12 protein-coding genes and 1 pseudogene are annotated in these 18,529 nt (G+C 72.9%); 8 read left to right on the top strand and 5 right to left on the bottom strand.

Translation table 11 applies throughout. The features are described from left to right. Positions 1-19: 19 nt before the first annotated feature. A complete protein-coding gene (glpK, locus tag ACYVJE_RS01610; RefSeq protein ID WP_461142928.1) occupies positions 20-1,546 on the top strand; it encodes a glycerol kinase GlpK in 1,527 nt (508 codons plus the stop codon). 195 nt (positions 1,547-1,741) lie between these two features. Next, entirely contained in the window at positions 1,742-3,349 is a 1,608-nt protein-coding gene (locus ACYVJE_RS01605; RefSeq protein ID WP_461142927.1) for a long-chain fatty acid--CoA ligase, read from the top strand. Positions 3,350-3,466: 117 nt separating this feature from the next. On the opposite strand, the gene ACYVJE_RS01600 is transcribed toward ACYVJE_RS01605, so the two are convergent. Beyond that, the gene (locus tag ACYVJE_RS01600; RefSeq protein WP_461142926.1) at positions 3,467-4,402 is read right to left on the bottom strand and encodes a TetR family transcriptional regulator; all 936 of its coding nucleotides are present in this window, start codon (positions 4,400-4,402) and stop codon (positions 3,467-3,469) included. A gap of 214 nt (positions 4,403-4,616) precedes the next feature. Between ACYVJE_RS01600 and ACYVJE_RS01595 the strand changes: the two genes are divergently transcribed. Continuing rightward, positions 4,617-5,582, top strand: coding sequence for a cyclase family protein (locus ACYVJE_RS01595; RefSeq protein WP_461142925.1), 966 nt, complete (start codon positions 4,617-4,619; stop codon positions 5,580-5,582). Between the two features lie 9 nt (positions 5,583-5,591). Continuing rightward, positions 5,592-7,259 carry a class I adenylate-forming enzyme family protein gene (locus ACYVJE_RS01590; RefSeq protein ID WP_461142924.1) on the top strand — a complete coding sequence of 556 codons (1,668 nt, stop codon included), beginning with the start codon at positions 5,592-5,594 and terminating at the stop codon, positions 7,257-7,259. A gap of 108 nt (positions 7,260-7,367) precedes the next feature. Here ACYVJE_RS01590 and ACYVJE_RS01585 read toward each other — a convergent pair whose 3' ends face one another. Continuing rightward, on the bottom strand, positions 7,368-8,306 hold the full coding sequence (locus ACYVJE_RS01585) for an alpha/beta hydrolase (RefSeq protein ID WP_461142923.1): 939 nt from the start codon (positions 8,304-8,306) through the stop codon (positions 7,368-7,370). A gap of 274 nt (positions 8,307-8,580) precedes the next feature. Here ACYVJE_RS01585 and lexA point away from each other — a divergent pair, with 274 nt between their 5' ends. Beyond that, complete coding sequence (lexA, locus tag ACYVJE_RS01580; RefSeq protein ID WP_461142922.1) at positions 8,581-9,243, top strand: transcriptional repressor LexA; 663 nt, start codon at positions 8,581-8,583, stop codon at positions 9,241-9,243. A gap of 532 nt (positions 9,244-9,775) precedes the next feature. Here lexA and ACYVJE_RS01575 read toward each other — a convergent pair. Both ACYVJE_RS01575 and ACYVJE_RS01570 read right to left on the bottom strand, forming a co-directional pair. Then, entirely contained in the window at positions 9,776-11,362 is a 1,587-nt protein-coding gene (locus ACYVJE_RS01575; RefSeq protein WP_461142921.1) for an FAD-dependent oxidoreductase, read from the bottom strand. Between the two features lie 4 nt (positions 11,363-11,366). Then, positions 11,367-12,272, bottom strand: coding sequence for an AurF N-oxygenase family protein (locus tag ACYVJE_RS01570; RefSeq protein ID WP_461142920.1), 906 nt, complete (start codon positions 12,270-12,272; stop codon positions 11,367-11,369). 426 nt (positions 12,273-12,698) lie between these two features. Between ACYVJE_RS01570 and ACYVJE_RS01565 the strand changes: the two genes are divergently transcribed. From ACYVJE_RS01565 to ACYVJE_RS01555, 3 genes and pseudogenes are all read left to right on the top strand, one after another. Beyond that, positions 12,699-13,985 carry a benzoate/H(+) symporter BenE family transporter gene (locus ACYVJE_RS01565; RefSeq protein ID WP_461142919.1) on the top strand — a complete coding sequence of 429 codons (1,287 nt, stop codon included), beginning with the start codon at positions 12,699-12,701 and terminating at the stop codon, positions 13,983-13,985. A gap of 39 nt (positions 13,986-14,024) precedes the next feature. Continuing rightward, positions 14,025-14,288: pseudogene (locus ACYVJE_RS01560) on the top strand (fibronectin type III-like domain-contianing protein); the annotation flags it as partial. Positions 14,289-14,334: 46 nt separating this feature from the next. Continuing rightward, complete coding sequence (locus tag ACYVJE_RS01555; RefSeq protein ID WP_461143148.1) at positions 14,335-16,584, top strand: heavy metal translocating P-type ATPase; 2,250 nt, start codon at positions 14,335-14,337, stop codon at positions 16,582-16,584. Here the strand turns inward: ACYVJE_RS01555 and ACYVJE_RS01550 are convergent. Beyond that, positions 16,545-18,506: a cytochrome c oxidase assembly protein gene (locus ACYVJE_RS01550; protein WP_461142918.1), complete on the bottom strand. Its 1,962-nt coding sequence runs from the start codon at positions 18,504-18,506 to the stop codon at positions 16,545-16,547. The genes ACYVJE_RS01555 and ACYVJE_RS01550 overlap by 40 nt on opposite strands. Positions 18,507-18,529 lie beyond the last annotated feature (23 nt).

Genomic DNA, 18,529 nt, shown 5'->3' with positions numbered 1-18,529 from the left:
CTCGGGCAGGAGGAGCGCAATGCCGCAACGCTACGTGATGTCGATCGACCAGGGCACCACCTCGACCCGCTGCATCCTGTTCGACCAGCGCGCCCGGCTGGTCTCGGTGGTGCAGCGCGAGCACCAGCAGCACTTCCCGAAGCCCGGGTGGGTCGAGCACGACCCCGTCGAGATCTGGCGCAACGTGGACCGCATCGCGGGGCAGGCGCTGCGCGAAGCCGGGATCGGGGTCGAGGACGTCGTCGCGCTCGGGATCGCCAACCAGCGGGAGACGACGGTGCTCTGGGACCGGCACACCGGTTCCCCCGTCGGCCGCGCGATCGTCTGGCAGGACACCCGCACGGACGAGCTCGTCGACGAGTTCCGGCGGATGCCGGGCGCCGACGCGGTGCACCAGCGCTGCGGGCTGCCGCTGAACACGTACTTCGCCGCGCCGAAGGTGCGCTGGATGCTGGACAACACGCCCGGCCTGCGCGCGCGGGCCGAACGCGGCGACGTGCTGTTCGGCACGATGGAGAGCTGGCTGATCTGGAACCTCACCGGCGGCGTCGACGGCGGCGTGCACGTCACCGACGTCACCAACGCCAGCCGCACGCTGCTGATGGACCTGCACGCCCTCGACTGGGACGAGGAGCTGCTGTCGTTCTTCGGCGTGCCCCGCCGCATGCTGCCGGAGATCCGCTCCTCCGCCGAGGACTACGGCACCACGCGCCGGGTCGTGCCGGGAATCCGGATCACCGCGGCGCTCGGCGACCAGCACGCCGCGCTGTTCGGGCAGACCTGCTTCGCGCCCGGCGAGGCGAAGTGCACGTACGGCACGGGGAGCTTCCTGCTGATGAACACCGGCACCGCGCCGGTGCACTCGACGCGCGGGCTGCTGAGCACGGTCGGGTTCAAGATCGGCGACGAGCCCGCGATGTACGCGCTGGAGGGCTCGATCGCGGTCACGGGCTCGCTGGTGCAGTGGGTCCGCGACGGGTTGGGCCTGATCAACAGCGCACCGGAGATCGAGACGCTGGCGCGCACCGTCGACGACAACGGCGGCTGCTACGTCGTCCCCGCGTTCTCCGGGTTGTTCGCACCGCACTGGCGCAGCGAGGCGCGCGGGCTCATCGTCGGGCTGACGTCCTACATCACCAAGGGCCACCTGGCGCGGGCGGTGCTGGAGGCGACCGGCTGGCAGACCCGCGAGGTCGTGGACGCGATGAACGGGGACTCCGGGCTGCAGGCCACCGAGCTCAAAGTGGACGGTGGCATGACCCCCGACCACCTGCTCATGCAGTTCATCTCCGACGTGCTCGGCGTGCCGGTGATGCGGCCGATCACCGCCGAGACCGTGTCGCTGGGCGCGGCCTACGCCGCAGGCCTCGCCGTCGGCTACTGGCCGGACCTCGAGGGCCTGCGCCGCAACTGGCACTGCGCCGCGCAGTGGCTGCCCCGGATGGACCCGCGGCACCGCGAGTCCGAGTACACCAACTGGCAGCGCGCGGTCGAGCTCACCTTCGGCTGGATCCGCCCCGCGGAGGAGTCCACCGACCGGAGCTGACGCCTCGGACCCCGCCGGCGCGTCCGGTGCGCGGTCGAGCGCCGCGGGCAGGGGCGTTGTGCTCGGAGCACAGCGCGACCGGAGCAACGGTGGGCTTGCGACATAGTGCCTCCACCCGTTTATCCTGCTAGAAATCTGTGCACCACGTCACACAGGTGGCCGAGCCACTGTCCCCGAGCGACAACGGAGACGCAGATGCAGGGTCTGATGCAGGATCGCCCGCTGAACCTGCCGCACCTGTTCCACCGCGCCGAGCGGCACTTCGGCGCGAAGACGATCGTCACGGCCCGGGTCGACGGTGAGGTGTCGAACACCTATGCGCAGTGGGCCGAGCGGGTGCGGCGGCTCGCCACGGCGATGGACGCCCTGGGGCTGCCCGCCGGGGCCCGGGTGGGCACGTTCGGCTGGAACACCCAGCGCCACGTGGAGCTGTACTTCGCCGTTCCGTGCACCGGACGGGTGCTGCACACGCTGAACATCCGCCTGTTCGCCGACCAGCTCAGCTACATCGTCGAGCACGCCGAGGACCGCGCGATCTTCGTCGACCGCTCGCTGCTGCCCGTCCTGTGGCCGATGGCGGAGAAGCTGCACACGGTGGAGCACTTCGTCGTCCTCGACGACGGCAGCGACGCGGAGATCCCGGACGACCCGCGCATCCGCGACTACGAGCAGCTGCTCTCCGCGTCGGCGCCCCGCGAGGGGGACTTCGACGTGCCGGACGAGAACACGGCGGCGGCCATGTGCTACACGTCCGGCACCACCGGCAACCCCAAGGGCGTGCTCTACTCGCACCGCTCGACGGTGCTGCACTCGCTGATGAGCCTCACCGCGGACTCGCTCGGGGTCAGCGAGCGCGACACGATCCTGCCCGTGGTGCCGATGTTCCACGTCAACGCGTGGGGCATCCCCTACGCCGCGGTGGCGGCCGGGGCGGACCTCGTGCTCCCCGGTCCCGCCATGCAGCCGGACAAGCTGCTCGCGCAGATCGAGCAGCACCGGGTCACGCTCACAGCCGGCGTGCCCACGATCTGGATGGGCATGCTGCCCAAGCTCGGCGAGTACGACGTGTCCAGCCTGCGGGCGGTCGTCGGCGGCGGCTCGGCCGTGCCGACGTCGTTGTCCGAGGGGTGGCGCGAGGCCATCGGCCTGCCGATCACGCAGGCCTGGGGCATGACCGAGACGAGCCCGCTCGGCAGCGTCGCCAACCTGCACAGCGAACACGAAGGGCTCGACGCGGAGTCCCTGGCGGAGGTCCGGGCCACCCAGGGGCAGGCGGTGCCGCTGGTGGACCTGCGCATCGTCGACGCCGTCGACGGCGGTGAGCAGCCGTGGGACGGCGAGTCCATCGGCGAGCTGCAGGCCGCCGGACCGTGGATCGCCTCGGCCTACTACGGCCAGGAGCACTCCGACGCGTTCACCGCGGACGGTTGGTTGCGCACCGGCGACGTGGCCACGATCGACCGCTCGGGCTACGTGCGCATCGTCGACCGCACCAAGGACCTGGTGAAGTCCGGGGGCGAGTGGATCTCCTCGGTCGACCTGGAGAACCACATCATGGCCCACCCGAAGGTGGCCGAGGCCGCGGTCATCGCCAAGCCGGACGAGAAGTGGACCGAACGCCCGCTGGCCTGCATCGTCACGGCCGAGGGCGAGCAGCTCGGCGAGGAGGAGGTCCTCGAGCACCTGCGCGGCCGGGTCGCCAGGTGGTGGCTGCCCGACGAGATCCGCTTCGTCGGCGAGGTGCCCAAGACCAGCACCGGCAAGTTCTCCAAGAAGACCCTGCGCGAACAGCTGCTGGGCTGACGCGGCAGCAGCCGAACCCGCTCCGCGGTGCAGGGCCCCGCGCCCCGGCGCCGCGGAGCGGACCTTTCCGAGCGGCTGCTCAGGTGCGGTGCTGCGGACCGGTCGGGCGCGGCCGCCTCAGGAACCGCGCCGCATCAGGGCGAGCGCGAAACCGACGTACTGCTGCGCCGTCTCCTCCGCGCTCAACCGGCCGTCCGGCCGCCACCAGTTCGCCAGCGCGGTGCACATGGTGACCGCGGCGCGGGCGGCTTCGAGCGGGTGGTCGTCGCGGAACCGCCCCCGGCGCACGGCGGCATCGACCTCCTCGTCGACCATGCGCTGCTGAGCGGTGCGCATCTCGGCGATGGCCCGCCGCCCCGATCCGTGCAGGCTGCGCATCTCGCTCGCGCCGACGAAACCGAGTTCCCGGCGATGCGTGTGGAACAGCGCGAGGTGCTCGATGAGGAACCCGAAGCGCTCCACCGGATCCCGGCCCTCGGTGCGCGCGGCGCGGGCGCGGGAGAGCAGCTCCGTCATGCTGTGCTCGAGGATGGCGAGCAACATCTGCTGCTTGCTCCTGTAGTAGTGGTAGATGCCGGGGACGGACAGGCCGCTGCGCGCGGCGATGCTGCGCACGGTCGCGCCGTGGTAGCCGATGGCGAGGATCTCGTCGAGCGCCGCGCGCAGGACCGGATCGAAGTCGAGCGGTTCGTACACGCGCCACTGCACTATTTCGGGGAGTCGCGCGGCCGAGTCGCGCGTCGCGGCGCTACCCGGATCGTCCGCTGCGAACTGCTGCTCCGCCGGTTCTCCGGCGCCGGCATCCGTCGGAGGGGCCGCGCTGTCCTCCTGCGTTTCCGCTTCGAGTATCGCCGTGGCGCTGGTGTCGAGGGCCTCGGCGATGCGCCCGAGCCGCACGGCGCTCAGACCGGTGCGGCCGCGTTCGATCTGGCTGATCGTCGCCGGGCTCACCCCGATCGCGTCGGCGAGCGCGCGGACGCTGACGGCGCGTTGCGCGCGGACGCGGCGCACGCGGGCCCCGAGGGGCTCGTGCGCGGTGTCCGAACTTTCCATGCGCACTCCCGGGCGAGTCGAGTCGTGTTTAGAAATTCTAAAACAGTGGGAAGCTCCTTGCGAGCCCGGGGAGCAACTCGAACGTGTCCGAGCCTCGAGGCTGTCATATTTGACAGCGCATGCGGTGACGCACATCATAGCTAAACAGATCGCCGTGCGAGCGATCGGACGACCGATCCGATCAGTGCCGCCCGACCCGCGAGGGAGCCCACCGATGTCCGACTCTCCTGCCATGCGTGACGTGCTCGGTGCCGAAGCCCCGACCAATTGGGGCAAGTGGGGCGCCGACGACGAACTCGGCTGCCTGAACTACCTCGACGCGAACGAAGTGCTCCGCGGTGCCCGGCACGTCCGCACCGGCGAAGTGTTCACCCTGCAGGTGCCGATGGGGCACCCCAAGGGCGACCCGGTCTTTCCCGGGCGCAAGAGCATCGAGCGCGAGAACATCCTCGACGAGTCGAGCTGGGGCCCCGAGAAGGAGGGCGCTCCCGAATTCCCAGGTGGACTGCACTACGCCGACGACGTCGCCAAGATCTTCCTGCAGGGCTCCTCGCAGTACGACGCGCTGGGCCACGTCTGGTACGACGGCAAGATCTACAACGGCTACGACGCCGGGACCACCGTGGGCGGTCTGTCGAAGGCCTCCGTCCTGCCGATCGCGGAGAAGGGCGTCGTCGGCCGCGGCGTGCTCATCGACATCGCCCGGTACCGCGGCAAGCGGTACCTGGACAAGGGCGAGACCTTCGACCACAACGATCTCCTCGCCGCGGCCGAGAAGCAGGGCGTGACCATCGAACCGCACGACGTGCTGCTCGTGCGCACCGGATTCATGGGCTACTGGTACGAAACCACGCCCGAGGAGTTCTACGAGAACTTCCTCGAACCGGGATTGACCTACTCGCGGGAGCTCGTCGAGTGGTTCCAGGCGGCCGAGATCCCCAACCTCGTCACCGACACGATCGCCAACGAGGTGACCAAGGAACCGGAGACCGGCGTCATGCTGCCGCTGCACTGCGCGCTCATGCGCAACCTCGGCATCGCGCTCACCGAGGTGATCTGGCTCGACGATCTGGCCGAAGCGTGCGCCGAGGACGGCAGGTGGAGCTTCCTGTACGCGGCTGCGCCGCTGAAAGTCGTGGAAGGCACCGGATCCCCGGTGAACCCGATCGCCGTCCGCTGAGGAGCAGCCGTGAGCGTCTACGACGACAAGCCGTGGTTGGCCCGGTACGAGGCGGGCCAACCGGCCGAAATCGCGATCGAGCACGACAGCGCGGTCGCCATGTTCTCCGCGGCGGTGCGGCGCGACCCGGGCGGCGATGCGATCCGGTACTTCGACGGCCGGCTGACGATGCGCGAGCTCGACGAGCTCAGCGACGCGTTCGCCGCGGGCCTCGTCGCCGAGGCGGGGTTCGCCGCCGGCGAGCGCGTGGCCCTCTACGCGCAGAACGTTCCGCAGTTCGTCATCGCCCAGCTGGGCACGTGGAAGGCCGGCGGCATCGCGGTCCCGGTCAACCCGATGAACCGCGAACGCGAACTCGCCGCGCTGCTGCGGGATTCCGGGGCGAGCGTCCTGGTGTGCCTGCAGGCCCTGCACAGCGACGTCGCCGCCTCGGTGGTGCCGGGCACGTCGGTGCGCGCGGTCATCACCACCTCGGAACTGGAGTACCAGACCCGCGACGACAGCCGGGTCTTCGCCGGTTCCGCGCGCGAGGAGCGCCCGGGCACGCTTGACATGGCGGAGCTGCTGCGGCGGTTCCGCGGCCAGTCGCCCCCGGCGGCTTCCCCCGGGCCGGACGACGTCGCGCTGCTGACCTACACCTCGGGCACCACCGGTCCGCCCAAGGGAGCGATGGTCACGCACCGCAACGTGGTGTTCAACGCGCAGACCTACCGGGACTGGATCGGCATCGAAGCCGGGGACGTGATCCTCGGCGTGGCACCGCTCTTCCACATCACCGGCCTCATCGGACACGTGGCCCTGTCGTTGCTCACCGGTGCGCCGCTGGTGCTCGTGCACAGGCTGGTCCCGGAGGTGGTGCTGGAGGCCGTCCGGGAGCACCGGGCCACCTTCACGGTCGGCTCGATCACCGTGTTCATCGCGCTGATGAACGTCCCCGCAGCCGCGGAGGACGACCTGGCGAGCCTGACCAAGGTGTACTCCGGCGGGGCGCCGATACCGCCCAGCACCGTGGCGGCGTTCCAGGAGACGTTCGGCCACTACGTCCACAACATCTACGGGCTGACCGAGACGACCTCGCCGTCGCACGCGGTTCCGCTGGGCGCACAGGCCCCTGTGGACAGCTCCTCGGGAGCGCTGTCGGTCGGCGTTCCCGTGTACGGCACGGTGGTCCGCATCGTCGGCGAGGACGGCACCGACCTGCCGGCGGGGGAGATCGGCGAGCTCGTGACCTCCGGGCCGCAGGTGGTCGCCGGGTACTGGAACAAGCCGGAGGAGACCGCCGAAGCGATGGGCGGCGGCCGCTTCTTCACCGGCGACGTCGGCTACATGGACGAGGACGGCTGGTTCTACATCGTCGACCGCAAGAAGGACCAGATCAACGCCGGCGGGTACAAGATCTGGCCGCGCGAGGTCGAGGACGTGCTCTACGAGCACGAGGCGGTGCGGGAAGCCGCGGTCGTCGGCGTGCCCGACCCGTACCGCGGCGAGACCGCCAAGGCCTTCGTCAGCCTGCGTCCGGGAGCGCGGGCGGACCCGGAGGAGCTCGTCGCGTTCTGCAAGGAGCGCATGGCCGCGTACAAGTACCCGCGGGAGGTCGACGTGCTCGAGGAGCTGCCGAAGACCCTCACGGGCAAGCTGCTGCGCCGCGAGCTCCGCGAGCGCGAAGCGGGGCGGTGACCGCGCCGGCCCGTGGTCGCCCGATGTCCGCTGCCCGGGTTGGTGGTCGCGGGTGGCCGGGAGCCGGCGGATCCCCCGATCCACGGCGCCGGCCGGGCCGCGGGCCCTTCAGCGGGAGCGCTCGGCGTGGTGGGCCGGTTCGGTCGCGCGGCGGACGTGCCCGGCGATGCGCGCGTAGGTCTCGCGGACGGGTCGGGTGTCGTGCATGTCGTAACCGTGGTCGGCACCGGTGACCACGTGGTGCTCGAGCAGCGCACCCGCGGTGCGGAGGCGTTCGGCGTAGCGCTCGGCCTCCGGGCGCAGGACGTCGTGCTCGGCGGTGATCACCACGGCCGGGGCCATCCCGCGCAGGTCCGCGGAGTCGCCGGGGTGGGCGGGGGATGCCAGGCGATGGGTGCGCTGCGCGGGCTCGGGGACGTAGGAGTGGTCGAAGACGTCCCGCATCCACGGCCGCAGGACCGGCGTGTTCGGGCCGCTCGGCTCGTACGGGCGGTCGCCGACCAGGTCGAGCACCGGGTAGTGCAGCACCTGCAGCGCGATCGGCGGACCGCCGTGCTCGAGGGCCTGGCGGGCCGCCGCGGTGGCGAGGTTGCCGCCGGCGCTCTGCCCGCCCACGCACAGGCGCCCGGCGTCCCAGCCGCGGGCGCCGCCGCGCTCGGCGATCCAGCGGAGCACGTCGAAGGCCTGGTGCGCCGGCTCGGGGAAGCGGTGCTGCGGGGCGAGCGCGTAGTCGACGTTGACCACCACGACGCCGGCCTCGGCGGCGAGGTAGCGGCACAGCGGGTCCTCCCACTCGGTCAGCGGCAGCACGAAGCCGCTGCCGTGGAAGTTGACGTACACCGGAGCGCCCGTCGGCTGCTCCGGCAGGTACACCACGGCGCGCGCCGGCGCGGCCTCGCGCGCCGGCGCGGCCTCGCGCGGGAGCTCGACGACGCGGCGCGGGCACGCCGGGTACCGCTCCCGCCCCGGGGTGCGGGTCAGCCGCACCGCCCACTGCATCGTCCGGGCGGCCAGCGCCGCCACCGCGGGGCGGGCGAGCATCGACATGGCGGGCCTCCTCGAGCGCTGCTTCCGACGTGGGTCTCCGTTGCGGGAGGGGCGGCTGGGGGAGTTGGAGTTCGGGCGGGTCCTGCAGCAGCCGTCTTCCCGCGGTGCACCCGGCGTTCGTCGCCTCCAGCACAGCGGACCGGGAGGTCGTGGCGCAACCGGTGCTGCGGCGCGCGGGTGTCCGGGCGCAGCGGAGCGGGGCCGCGGCGGTCCGGTGCGAGCAGCGGGTGGTCCGGTGCGGGCGGTGGCGGGCGCGGCCCTTACCATGCTGCGGGTGACCACCCGCGATGATCTGCCCGCGTTCGAGCACCTGGACGCCGCGAACCTGCCGGTGCGCCAGCAGCGCATCCTGCTGACGATCCGGGACTGGGTGGTCCGCCGGGGGTATCCGCCGAGCACGCGGCAGCTCGCCGACGCGGTCGGCCTGCGGTCGACGTCGTCGGTGTCGAAGCACCTGTCGGCGCTGGAGGACAAGGGGCTCCTGCGGCGCAGTCCCAGCGTGTCCCGGCCGATCGACGTGCGGATGTTCCTGCAGGAACCCGCGGCGCAGGAGTCCACCGAGGACTCGGTCCCGGTTCCCGTGGTCGGCGACATCGCCGCCGGCAGCCCGATCACGGCGGAGGAGCACGTGGACGACGTGATCAAGCTGCCGCGGGAGCTGACCGGGCGCGGCAACGTTTTCGGGCTGCGGGTGCGCGGCGACTCGATGGTCGACGCCGCGATCTGCCACGGCGACATCGTCGTGGTGCGGCAGCAGCACGAGGCGCACTCGGGCCAGATCGTCGCGGCGATGATCGACGAGGAGGCCACCGTCAAGGTGTACCGGCGGCGCAGCGGCCACGTCGTGCTCGAACCGCGCAATCCCGAGTACCCGGTGCTCGACGGGGACGCCGCAGTCGTCCTCGGCGTCGTCACCTCGGTCCTGCGCAGCGTCTGAGCGTCCCGCCCCGCTCGTTCCCGTCCGCCCCATCCCGCCCCGCTCGTTCCGCCCGTCCCATCCCGCCCCGCTCGTTCCCGTCCGCGGAGGCGCCCGCCAGCCCGCGGAACGCACGTCATCCGTGGAGCAGCGCCGCGGCACTTTCTGGAGTCGTTCCAGAGAGCGCAATTTTCATGAAAATTGGAAATTGTCCCCACGCGGATGGAGCACAAACGATCACCACGCCGTCGGGTGATGTGGGCCGCGGGAACGGCGTGCGGTGGGGGAGCGGTGCGCGGTGGGGGAGCGGTGCGCGGTGGGGGAGCGGTGCGCGGTGGGCCCGCCTGATCCCCGGCGTCGCGGGGCCGGGGATCAGGCTCCGGGGGTGGTGTCGGGTCGTCCGGCTTGTCGGGTCCTCCGGCTTGTCGGGTTGATCTGGGCTCTGTCGGGGTGATCCGGACTGCTCGGGTGGTTCCCGGTCCTCCGGGGGTGCCGGGTCCTCCGGGGGTGCCGGGTCCTCCGGGGGTGCCGGGTCCTCCGGGGGTGCCCGGCCTCAGCTGCGGTCGAGGGCGTCGGAGGGCTTCTTGCGCAGGCGCTGCAGCACGGACGCGGCCCGCTCGGTCAGCCGCGGCGCGCGGGCGGGCCGCAGCCGCCCGGCGATGGCGTCCTCGAGCAGCGCCCCCACGGTTTCCTGCGCGCAGGTCTTGTTCGCGCCGATCCCGCCGGAGGGGCCGCGCTTGACCCAACCGACGACGTAGGTGCCGGGGCGGTCGTCCACGCGCCCGCTGGTGTGCGGGATCGTCGCGCTGGCCTCGTCGAACGGCAGACCGGGCAGCGCCGTGCCGCGGTAGCCGACGGCGGTGACCACCCTGCCGGCGCTGATGTCCACAGTGGTCCCACCGGAACCGCTGCTATCAGCACCGCTGCCACCAGCACCGCTGCCGGTGACGCGCAGCCCGCGCACGCCGTCCTCGCCGAGGAACTCCCGCGGTGCGGAGTGGAAGCGCAGCACGATGCGGCGCCGCCCCGGCTGCGGAGGCGCGGACCAGTCGACGGTTTCACGCGGGACGCCGCGCAGCAGCGCCGCCTTCTCCGCCTCACCCGCGGCATCGATGCCCGCGGCGGTGCGCGGATCGTGCCCGTCGACGACGAGGTCCACACCGGACTGCTGGTCGAGCGCGCGCAGCTCCGGTGCCGTGTAGGCGGCGGCCTCCGGGCCGCGCCGGCCGAGGACGACGACTTCCCGCACGTTGCTGGACCGCAGCTGCTCCAGCGCGGCGGGGGAGATCGGCGTGTCCGCCAACTGCTCGGGGTCGGCGGTGAGGATCCGCGCGACGTCGAGCGCCACGTTGCCGTTGCCGATCACGACCGCCCGCTCGGCGGAGAGCTCGAGCCCGCCCGCCGGGACGTCCGGATGCCCGTTGTACCAGGCCACGAGATCGGTGGCGGCGATGCTGCCGGGCAGGTCCTCGCCGGTCAGGCCGATGCGCTTGGCCGTGGAAGCGCCGACTGCGTAGATCACGGCGTCGTGCTGCTCGGCCAGCTCCGCGGCGGTGACGTCCTCGCCGACTTCGACGCCGAGCCGCAGCCGCACCCGCGGGTGGTCGTGGAAGCGGCTGAACGTCTCGCCGATCTTCCTGGTCGACGGGTGGTCGGGTGCCACGCCGTAGCGCACGAGACCGCCGGCGGTGGGCAGCCGGTCGATGAGCGTGACCCGGGCGCTGGTGTGCAGCAGCAGGTCCTCGGCGGCGTACATCCCCGCCGGGCCGGTGCCGACGACGGCGACGTCCAGCTGCGGGAAGTCCGGCGGCAGGTTCCGGTGGAACACCGGCGGGTTCCAGCTGTGGAAGTTCGGCGCCGGGTCCGCGTTCGCCGGCGCCGCTTCCCGCTCCGCGTAGTAGGCGGCGTTGATGTCGGCGTAGTCCTTGAGCGGTTCGGTCAGCTTCTCGACCGGGAAGATCGCCTCGACCGGGCACGCATCGGCGCAGGCACCGCAGTCGATGCAGGTCGCCGGGTCGATGTGCAGCATGTCGGTCTTGCCGAAGTCCGGCTCGTCCGGCGTCGGGTGGATGCAGTTGACCGGGCAGACCGCCACGCAGGACGCGTCGTTGCAGCAGGTCTGGGTGATCGCGAATGCCATGGGATCAGATCAGGTTCGCGCGCTTGTAGATCTGCTGCGCCGGTTTGGTCAGCAGGCCGGCGGAGCTGAGGAACTCCATCAGCCCGGAGCAGCTGGACCGCAGCATCGACTTGTGGTGCTCGTTCGCCCTCGCCTCGCGGATGGCGCGCTTCGCGTCCAGGCCGGCGCGCTCGTAGACCGTGTCGTTGACCATGCTGGTGACGATGAAGTAGGAGGCGATCGCGACGACGACCGCGTTGATCTCCCGCCGCAGCCGGCTCGCTCCCTGCAGGCGGGCCTTGGTCTCCTCGCGGGCGAACTTCATGTGCCGCGATTCCTCGACGACGTGGATGTTGTTCACGGTGCGCACGAACGGCACGACGCGTTCGTCGCGCATCCAGTCGCGCTGCATCACGTCGAGGACTTCCTCGGCGACGAGGATCGCGGCGTAGGCGGCTTCGCCGGTGGCGACGGACTTGAACACGCGGCCGAGCTCGACGGCCGTCCGCCGCGGGCGGTAGGCGGGCGCGTTGAGCTTGGCGGCCCCGCGGGCGAACATGATCGAGTGCCGGCACTCGTCGGCGATCTCGGTCAGCGCCCACTGGAAGTCCGGGTTGGTCGGGTCCTTCGCGTAGTAGTCCCGCAGCATCATCTGCTGCAGGATCATCTCGAACCAGATGCCGGTGCTCGCCACCGACGCGGCTTCCTGCCGGGTGAGTTCGCGCTGCTGCTCCGGCGTCATCTCGCGCCAGTAGGCGGTCCCGTACAGGGTGCTCCACTCCGGGCTGGTGCCGTGGTAGTTCGTGTCCAGCGGCGTCTCCCAGTCGACCTCCTGCGCCGGGTCGTAGGAGAGGGTCTCCGAGGAGCGCAGCAGCCGGTCCGCCGTCTCGTGGCGGTCGGACTGCGGCGGGGCCGTGTGATCCGCGGTCATGGGAGCTCCCTGCGACGGTGACGACTCTGTCCGTTACCAAGCGGTAAGTGTTACTCGAAGTAACAGTTATTGGGTACCGCGCGGGACGTCGCACACCAAAGCACGTGTGACGCAAATCACTCATTTGGTCGCTCCTGTTGGGCCGCTGGTGGACCCGCGGGCGGGGGCGCCCGGAACCCGCCGTCGGGGCCGGCGGGCTCCCCGGTCGCATCGGGCGGTTTCAGCGGCTTGTCGAGGTCGCGATCCGATTGATCCGCGCCGGGTATGAACCCGGTCGCGGTCGATATTTCACGCCGCGGGATCCGCTCGGAATACTCGGCCGCCGCACCGGTCCCGGCGACCTCCGCAGGGTCGCCCCGCCCAGCACCGGGCCGGCCGGTGCGTCCGCGCACCGCGGCATCCCCGCCGCCGTTGCAGGGAGGTCCCGTGACCAGCACGACCGGGCAGGACGCGCGCACCGGAGCAGCACCGGCCCCGCGGTTCGAGCGCCCAGCGCGCCCGGTGGCCGGCCCGCGCCGCGCGATCGCGGACCTCACCGCGACCACCGCGGCGAACGGCCTCATCGGTCTGGTGTTCTCCGCGACCGGGCCGATCGCGGTGATCCTCGCGGCCGGCACGCGCGGCGGCCTGTCGCAGGCGCAGCTGGCCTCGTGGGTGTTCGGGGTGTTCGCGCTCAACGGCGTGCTGACCGTCCTGGCCTCGTGGCTGTACCGCCAGCCGCTGGCGTTCTTCTGGACCATCCCCGGCACGGTCGTCGTCGGCGGATCGCTGAACCACCTGGCCTGGCCCGAGGTGCTCGGCGCGTTCGTCGTCACCGGGCTGCTCGTCCTCGCGCTGGCGCTGACCGGATGGGTGCGCGCGGTCATGGCCGCGCTGCCCGTGCCGATCGTCATGGCCATGGTCGCCGGGGTCTTCCTGAGCTTCGGCCTCGACCTGATCACCGCGCTCGGTGCGGACCCGGTGCTGGCGGTGCCGATGGTCGCGGTGTTCGCGCTGCTGAGCGCGCACGCGAGCGGTGCGAAGGTCCCACCGGTGCTCGGCGCGCTCGTGGTGGGCGCGGTGGCGCTCCTCGCGGGCGGGCGCTTCACCGGCGGTTCCGGGCAGAGCGCCGGGTGGCTGGCGAGCCCGCTGCTGCAGACCCCGCAGTGGTCGTGGGCGGCGATCCTCGAGCTCGTCGTCCCGCTGGCGGTGACCGTGCTCGTCGTGCAGAACGGCCAGGGCATCGCCGTGCTGCGGCAGGCCGGCCACGAGCCGCCGGTGAACACGTCCGCCGTCCTCTGCGGGCTCTGGTCGCTGCCCGCGGCGTTCGTCGGCGCCGTGTCCACCTGCCTGACCGGTCCGACCAACGCGCTGCTGACGGCCTCCGGCGAGCGCGACCGGCAGTACACCGCGGGGCTGGTCTGCGGGCTGCTGGCGATCGTCACCGGCCTGTTCGCCCCCGCCTTCGTGCGGTTCATGCTCGCCGCGCCGCCGGAGTTCATCGCCGTGCTCGGCGGTCTCGCGATGCTGCGCGCGTTGCAGGGCGCCTTCACCACCGCGTTCCGCGGCGGGTGCACGCTCGGCGCGCTGGTGGCGCTGCTCGTCACGGTCTCCGACGTGCAGCCGCTGAACATCAACTCGGCGTTCTGGGGGCTCGTCGCCGGTGTGGCGGTCTCCGCCGCGCTGGAGCGGCGGGACTTCGCCGCGGCCCGGGAGTCCGGCGGGGCGGCCTGACCCGGAGCTGGCGCCGGCCGAACCGGACCGGGCGGGACCGCCGAAGTGCGCATCGCGCTGCCGCGGCGGGCCGCGGAGGTCTGGGACACCTCGCGGCACGGCTGGCGGCTCGTCCCCGGCGACTACACCGCCGAGATCGGGCGCAGCACCGGCGACCCGCGGCTGCGCACCCGGGTGCGGGTCGGCTGGGCCGGCAGCGCACCGCCGCCGGGCGCGGTCACGGCTGCGCAGTATCGTGGCTGCCGGATGTGCCGGACCGCGATGGGAGCTGATCGTGTCGGTGGAGCCCCGCGTCGAACCTGAGCAGGGCGTCGGGCAGGAGCGCGCGGTCGAACTGGCCGTGGGCGGCATGACCTGCGCCGCGTGCGCCGCGCGGGTGGAGCGCAAGCTGAACAAGCTCGACGGCGTCTCGGCCAGCGTGAACTACGCCACCGAGAACGCCTCGGTGCACGCCCCCGCGGAGGTCGACGTCGACCAGCTCGTCGCGCAGGTCGAGAAGGCCGGCTACACGGCCCGCCCGGCGCAGCGCGACCACCCCGACGAGGAGGACGCGCACCCGGACGAGGACCGCGTGCGCTACCTGTGGCGCCGCCTCGTGCTCGCCCTGCTGCTCGGCGTGCCCCTGGCGGACTTCTCGATCACGCTGGCGCTGGTGCCGTCGCTGCGGTTCCCCGGCTGGCAGTGGGGCCTGGTGCTGCTGACGCTGCCCGTGGTCACCTGGTGCGCCTGGCCGTTCCACCACAAGGCGTTCACCGCGGCGCGGCACGGCACGAGCTCGATGGACACGCTGGTGTCCGTCGGCATCATCGCGGCCAGCTGCTGGTCGTTCTACGCGGCGTTCGCCTACGGCGACGTGCAGCGCTCGGTCGACGGCGTGCTCGGGCTGGTGCTCGAACCCGGCGGGGCGCTGTACATCGAAGTGGCCGTGGGCGTGACGATCTTCGTGCTCGCCGGGCGGATGTTCGAGGCCAAGGCCAAGCGCACCGCGGGCGGTGCCCTGCGCGCCCTGGCCGAGCTCGGCGCCAGCGAGGTCGTCGTGGTGGCCGCGGACGGTTCCGAGTCCACCGTGCCGGTCTCGCAGCTGCGCGTGGGCGAGCGGTTCCTCGTGCGCCCCGGTGAGACCGTCGCCACCGACGGCGTCGTCGAGTCCGGCGCGGCCACCGTGGACAGCAGCTCGATGACCGGCGAGTCGGTGCCGGCCGAGGTGACCGCGGGCGACGCGGTCATCGGCGGCACCACGGCGCTCGGCGGGCGCCTCCTCGTCCGCGCCGAGCGCGTCGGCTCGGACACGCAGCTGGCCCAGCTGGTCGACCTCGTCGAGCGGGCGCAGACCGACAAGGCCGGGGTGCAGCGGCTCGCCGACCGGATCTCGGGCGTGTTCGTCCCCGCGGTGTTCGCGCTGGCCGCGCTGACCTTCGCCGGGTGGATGCTCGCCGGAGGCGGGGTGGAGACCGCCTTCGGCGCCGCCCTGGCCGTGCTCATCATCGCCTGCCCCTGCGCGCTCGGATTGGCCACGCCGACGGCGCTGCTGGTGGCCTCCGGCCGCGGCGCCCAGCTCGGCGTGTTCATCAAGGGCCACCAGGCGCTGGAATCGGCGCGCGCCGTGGACACGGTGGTGCTGGACAAGACCGGCACGGTCACCACCGGCCGGATGTCCGTGGTGGACGTGCGCGCCACCGGTGACACCGGTGAGCTGCTGCGGCACGCCGGCGCGGTCGAGCACGCCTCCGAGCACGTGGTGGCCCGGGCGATCACGGCGCACGCCGCCGACGCGGTCGGCGCGCTGCCGGAGGTGGAGCGCTTCGCCGGGCTCTCCGGTCTCGGTGCCCGCGGCGCGGTGGAGGGCCACGAGGTCCTCGTCGGCTCGCGGCGGCTGCTGTCCGAGGAGGGCGTCGAGCTGCCCGCCGAGCTCGACGAGGTGCGCGAGCAGTGGGAGGGCTCCGGGTGCACCACCGTCTGCGTGGCGCGCGACGGAGCCGCGGTCGGGCTGTTCGCCGTGGCCGACGCGGTGCGCGCGAGCGCGGCTGCGGCGGTGGCCGAGCTGCGCTCCCTCGGGCTGCGCACGGTGCTGCTCACCGGGGACAACGAGGCCACCGCGCGCTCGGTGGCCGACGAGATCGCCGTCGACGAGGTGATCGCCGAGGTGCTGCCCGCGGACAAGGCCGCCGTGGTGGAACGGCTGCAGGAGCGGGGCAGCGCGGTGGCGGTGGTCGGCGACGGGGTCAACGACGCCCCGGCGCTGGCGCGCGCCGACCTCGGGCTGGCCGTGGTCACCGGTACCGACGTGGCCATCGGCGCGGCCGACCTGGTCCTCGTGCGCACCGATCTGCACGTGGTGCCGACCGCGGTCCGCCTGGCCCGCGCCACGCTCGGCACCATCCGCGGCAACCTGGCCTGGGCGTTCGGCTACAACGTGGCCGCGCTGCCGGTGGCGGCCCTCGGCCTGCTCAACCCGCTCGTCGCCGCGGCCGCGATGGCGCTGTCCTCGCTGCTGGTGGTGTCCAACAGCATGCGGCTGCGCACCTTCGCGGAGGCGGGCGGCCGACGGGGCGCCGGCGCTCAGCGCGAGGCGGCGCCCGCTCCGGTCGCCGCGCGGTAGTCCTCCGGCGACGAGGCGGCGAACACCTCGTCGGTGCGCGACCACCGGGCGAGCAGCGCGGCCAGCATGCCGAACAGCACCAGCTCGCCGATCACCAGCGCGAGGATGCCGCCCAGCCGCTGGTCGGCCAGCAGGTCCGGCACCCACGGCAGCGCCAGCGCCTCGTACATGTTCGACGCGGCCGGGCCGTTGCCGATCTCCCTGTCGGTGCCGATGACCAGCGCGCCGAAGACGATGTCGGCGGGCATGGCGGCCAGCAGCATGCCCAGCCGCGCGATGCTCGGCAGCGGCCGCGGCGCCCGGTCGGCGCCGATGAGCGGCCAGGCGAACAGGTAGCCGACCACGAGGAACCACGCGTTGATGAAGATGTGGCCCCAGTGGTAGCGCACGAGGGCGTCGAACAGGTCGGTGAAGTACAGCAGGAAGGGTGATCCGGCGAACAGCACCAGTGCCACGAGCGGGTGCGTCAGCCAGCGCACCGCCCGCGAGTCCTGCAGCAGGTCCGCCCAGTCGGACGCCCCCGGCAGCTGCGCGCTGCCGCCGCGGCCGCAGGTGCGCAGCAGCGTCAGCGGACCGCCGAGGGCCAGCAGCACCGGCACGGCCATGGACACGAGCATGTGGCTGACCAGGTGCGCGCTGAACATCGCCGCCGCGTACCGGCCGAGACCGGAGGAGGTCGCCACGAGCAGCACGAGGCACCCGGCGAGCCAGGCCAGCGTGCGGGCCAGCGGCCACCGCAGGCCGCGCCGCCGCAGGCGCACCACCCCCACCAGGTATGCGACCGCCAGGGCCGCGGCGAGCGCGGTGAACACGAGCTCGAGCCGCCAGTCGGTCAGCAGCCGCCACGCCGTGGGCGGTCCGGCCAGGTGGTAGCCGAGCAGCGTGTCCTGCGTGCCGCCGGCCCGGTCCAGCGCGGCGGGCAGCGGCAGGTGCGTCAGCCCGACCGAGAGCCCCGCCGTGCCCAGCAGCACGAGCAGCTCGGTCCCGGCCAGCCGCAGCGGTCCGGACCAGCCCTGTCCCGGTCGGTCCAGGCCGCGCAGCGCCCGGCGCCGCAGCAGCACACCGCCCGCGGCCAGCGCGGCGACGAGCAGCGTCTTGACCAGCAACGCGCGTCCGTAAGGGGAGGTGAGCAGTTCGGACGGCGGAACGAGCACGAACGCGTCGACCACGCCCGAGGCGATGAGCACGAGCAGGCACGCCGCGGCCAGCCGCGAGTACCGCGCCGCCAGCTCACCGCCGAGGCCGCCCGCGCGGCGCGCGTGGGCCAGCAGGGCGATGAGCGTGCCGAGCCACAGGGCCGCGGCCGGGACGTGCATCACCCGCGCGGCGATGGCCAGGTCGTGGCCCGCGTCGGAGGCGCCGTGCGCGGTCACCAGCGGCGGCAGCAGCGCGAGCGCGGCCAGCACCAGCAGCCCGGCGGCGGAGCGCCAGGCCAGCGCGGTCCGCGCGCCGAACGCGACGACCGCGGCGAGCACCGCGGTGACCAGCCACGCCCGCGGGGTCTCCAGCGCGGGCAGCAGGCCGAGCAGCTGCTCGGGGACGAGCGCTTCGCGCAGCGGGACCCCGGCCTGCTCCGCGGCGCTGAACGGCACCAGCAGCAGCGCGCCCGCGCACCAGGCGATCCCGGTGCGCCCGGCCACGCGGAGCTGCGCGTAGGCGGGGGCGGTGACCGTGCCGGAGGACTGGGCGCGCGTGCAGCAGGTCGCGAAGGCCAGCGCGCCGAGGCACACGACGGCGGCCAGTTCGGTGACCAGCCGCAGCACGGGCGTGCCGATGCGGATGACCGCCCCGGGGTCGGCGCTGCCCACGGCCGCGTAGGGCGTGGTGCCCGCGGCCAGGGTGATCGCGGCGACGACGGCGGCGGCCAGCACCGGACCGGCGACGAGCAGCCAGGTCGGTGCGGATCTGCGTGCGGATGTCACGGCGCCATTCTCGCGCGGCGGCA

Source organism: Salinifilum aidingensis, from assembly GCF_054782015.1.
This window is presented reverse-complemented; position numbering and strand designations above follow the sequence as displayed.

What these genes read in the sequence shown, in the direction of transcription:
- glpK (WP_461142928.1), top strand. Translation starts at nt 20, where the DNA reads ATGCCGCAACGCTACGTGATGTCGATCGACCAGGGCACCACCTCGACC.
- ACYVJE_RS01605 (WP_461142927.1), top strand. Translation starts at nt 1,742, where the DNA reads ATGCAGGGTCTGATGCAGGATCGCCCGCTGAACCTGCCGCACCTGTTC.
- ACYVJE_RS01600 (WP_461142926.1), bottom strand. Translation starts at nt 4,402, where the DNA reads ATGGAAAGTTCGGACACCGCGCACGAGCCCCTCGGGGCCCGCGTGCGC.
- ACYVJE_RS01595 (WP_461142925.1), top strand. Translation starts at nt 4,617, where the DNA reads ATGTCCGACTCTCCTGCCATGCGTGACGTGCTCGGTGCCGAAGCCCCG.
- ACYVJE_RS01585 (WP_461142923.1), bottom strand. Translation starts at nt 8,306, where the DNA reads ATGTCGATGCTCGCCCGCCCCGCGGTGGCGGCGCTGGCCGCCCGGACG.
- ACYVJE_RS01575 (WP_461142921.1), bottom strand. Translation starts at nt 11,362, where the DNA reads ATGGCATTCGCGATCACCCAGACCTGCTGCAACGACGCGTCCTGCGTG.
- ACYVJE_RS01570 (WP_461142920.1), bottom strand. Translation starts at nt 12,272, where the DNA reads ATGACCGCGGATCACACGGCCCCGCCGCAGTCCGACCGCCACGAGACG.
- ACYVJE_RS01555 (WP_461143148.1), top strand. Translation starts at nt 14,335, where the DNA reads ATGACCTGCGCCGCGTGCGCCGCGCGGGTGGAGCGCAAGCTGAACAAG.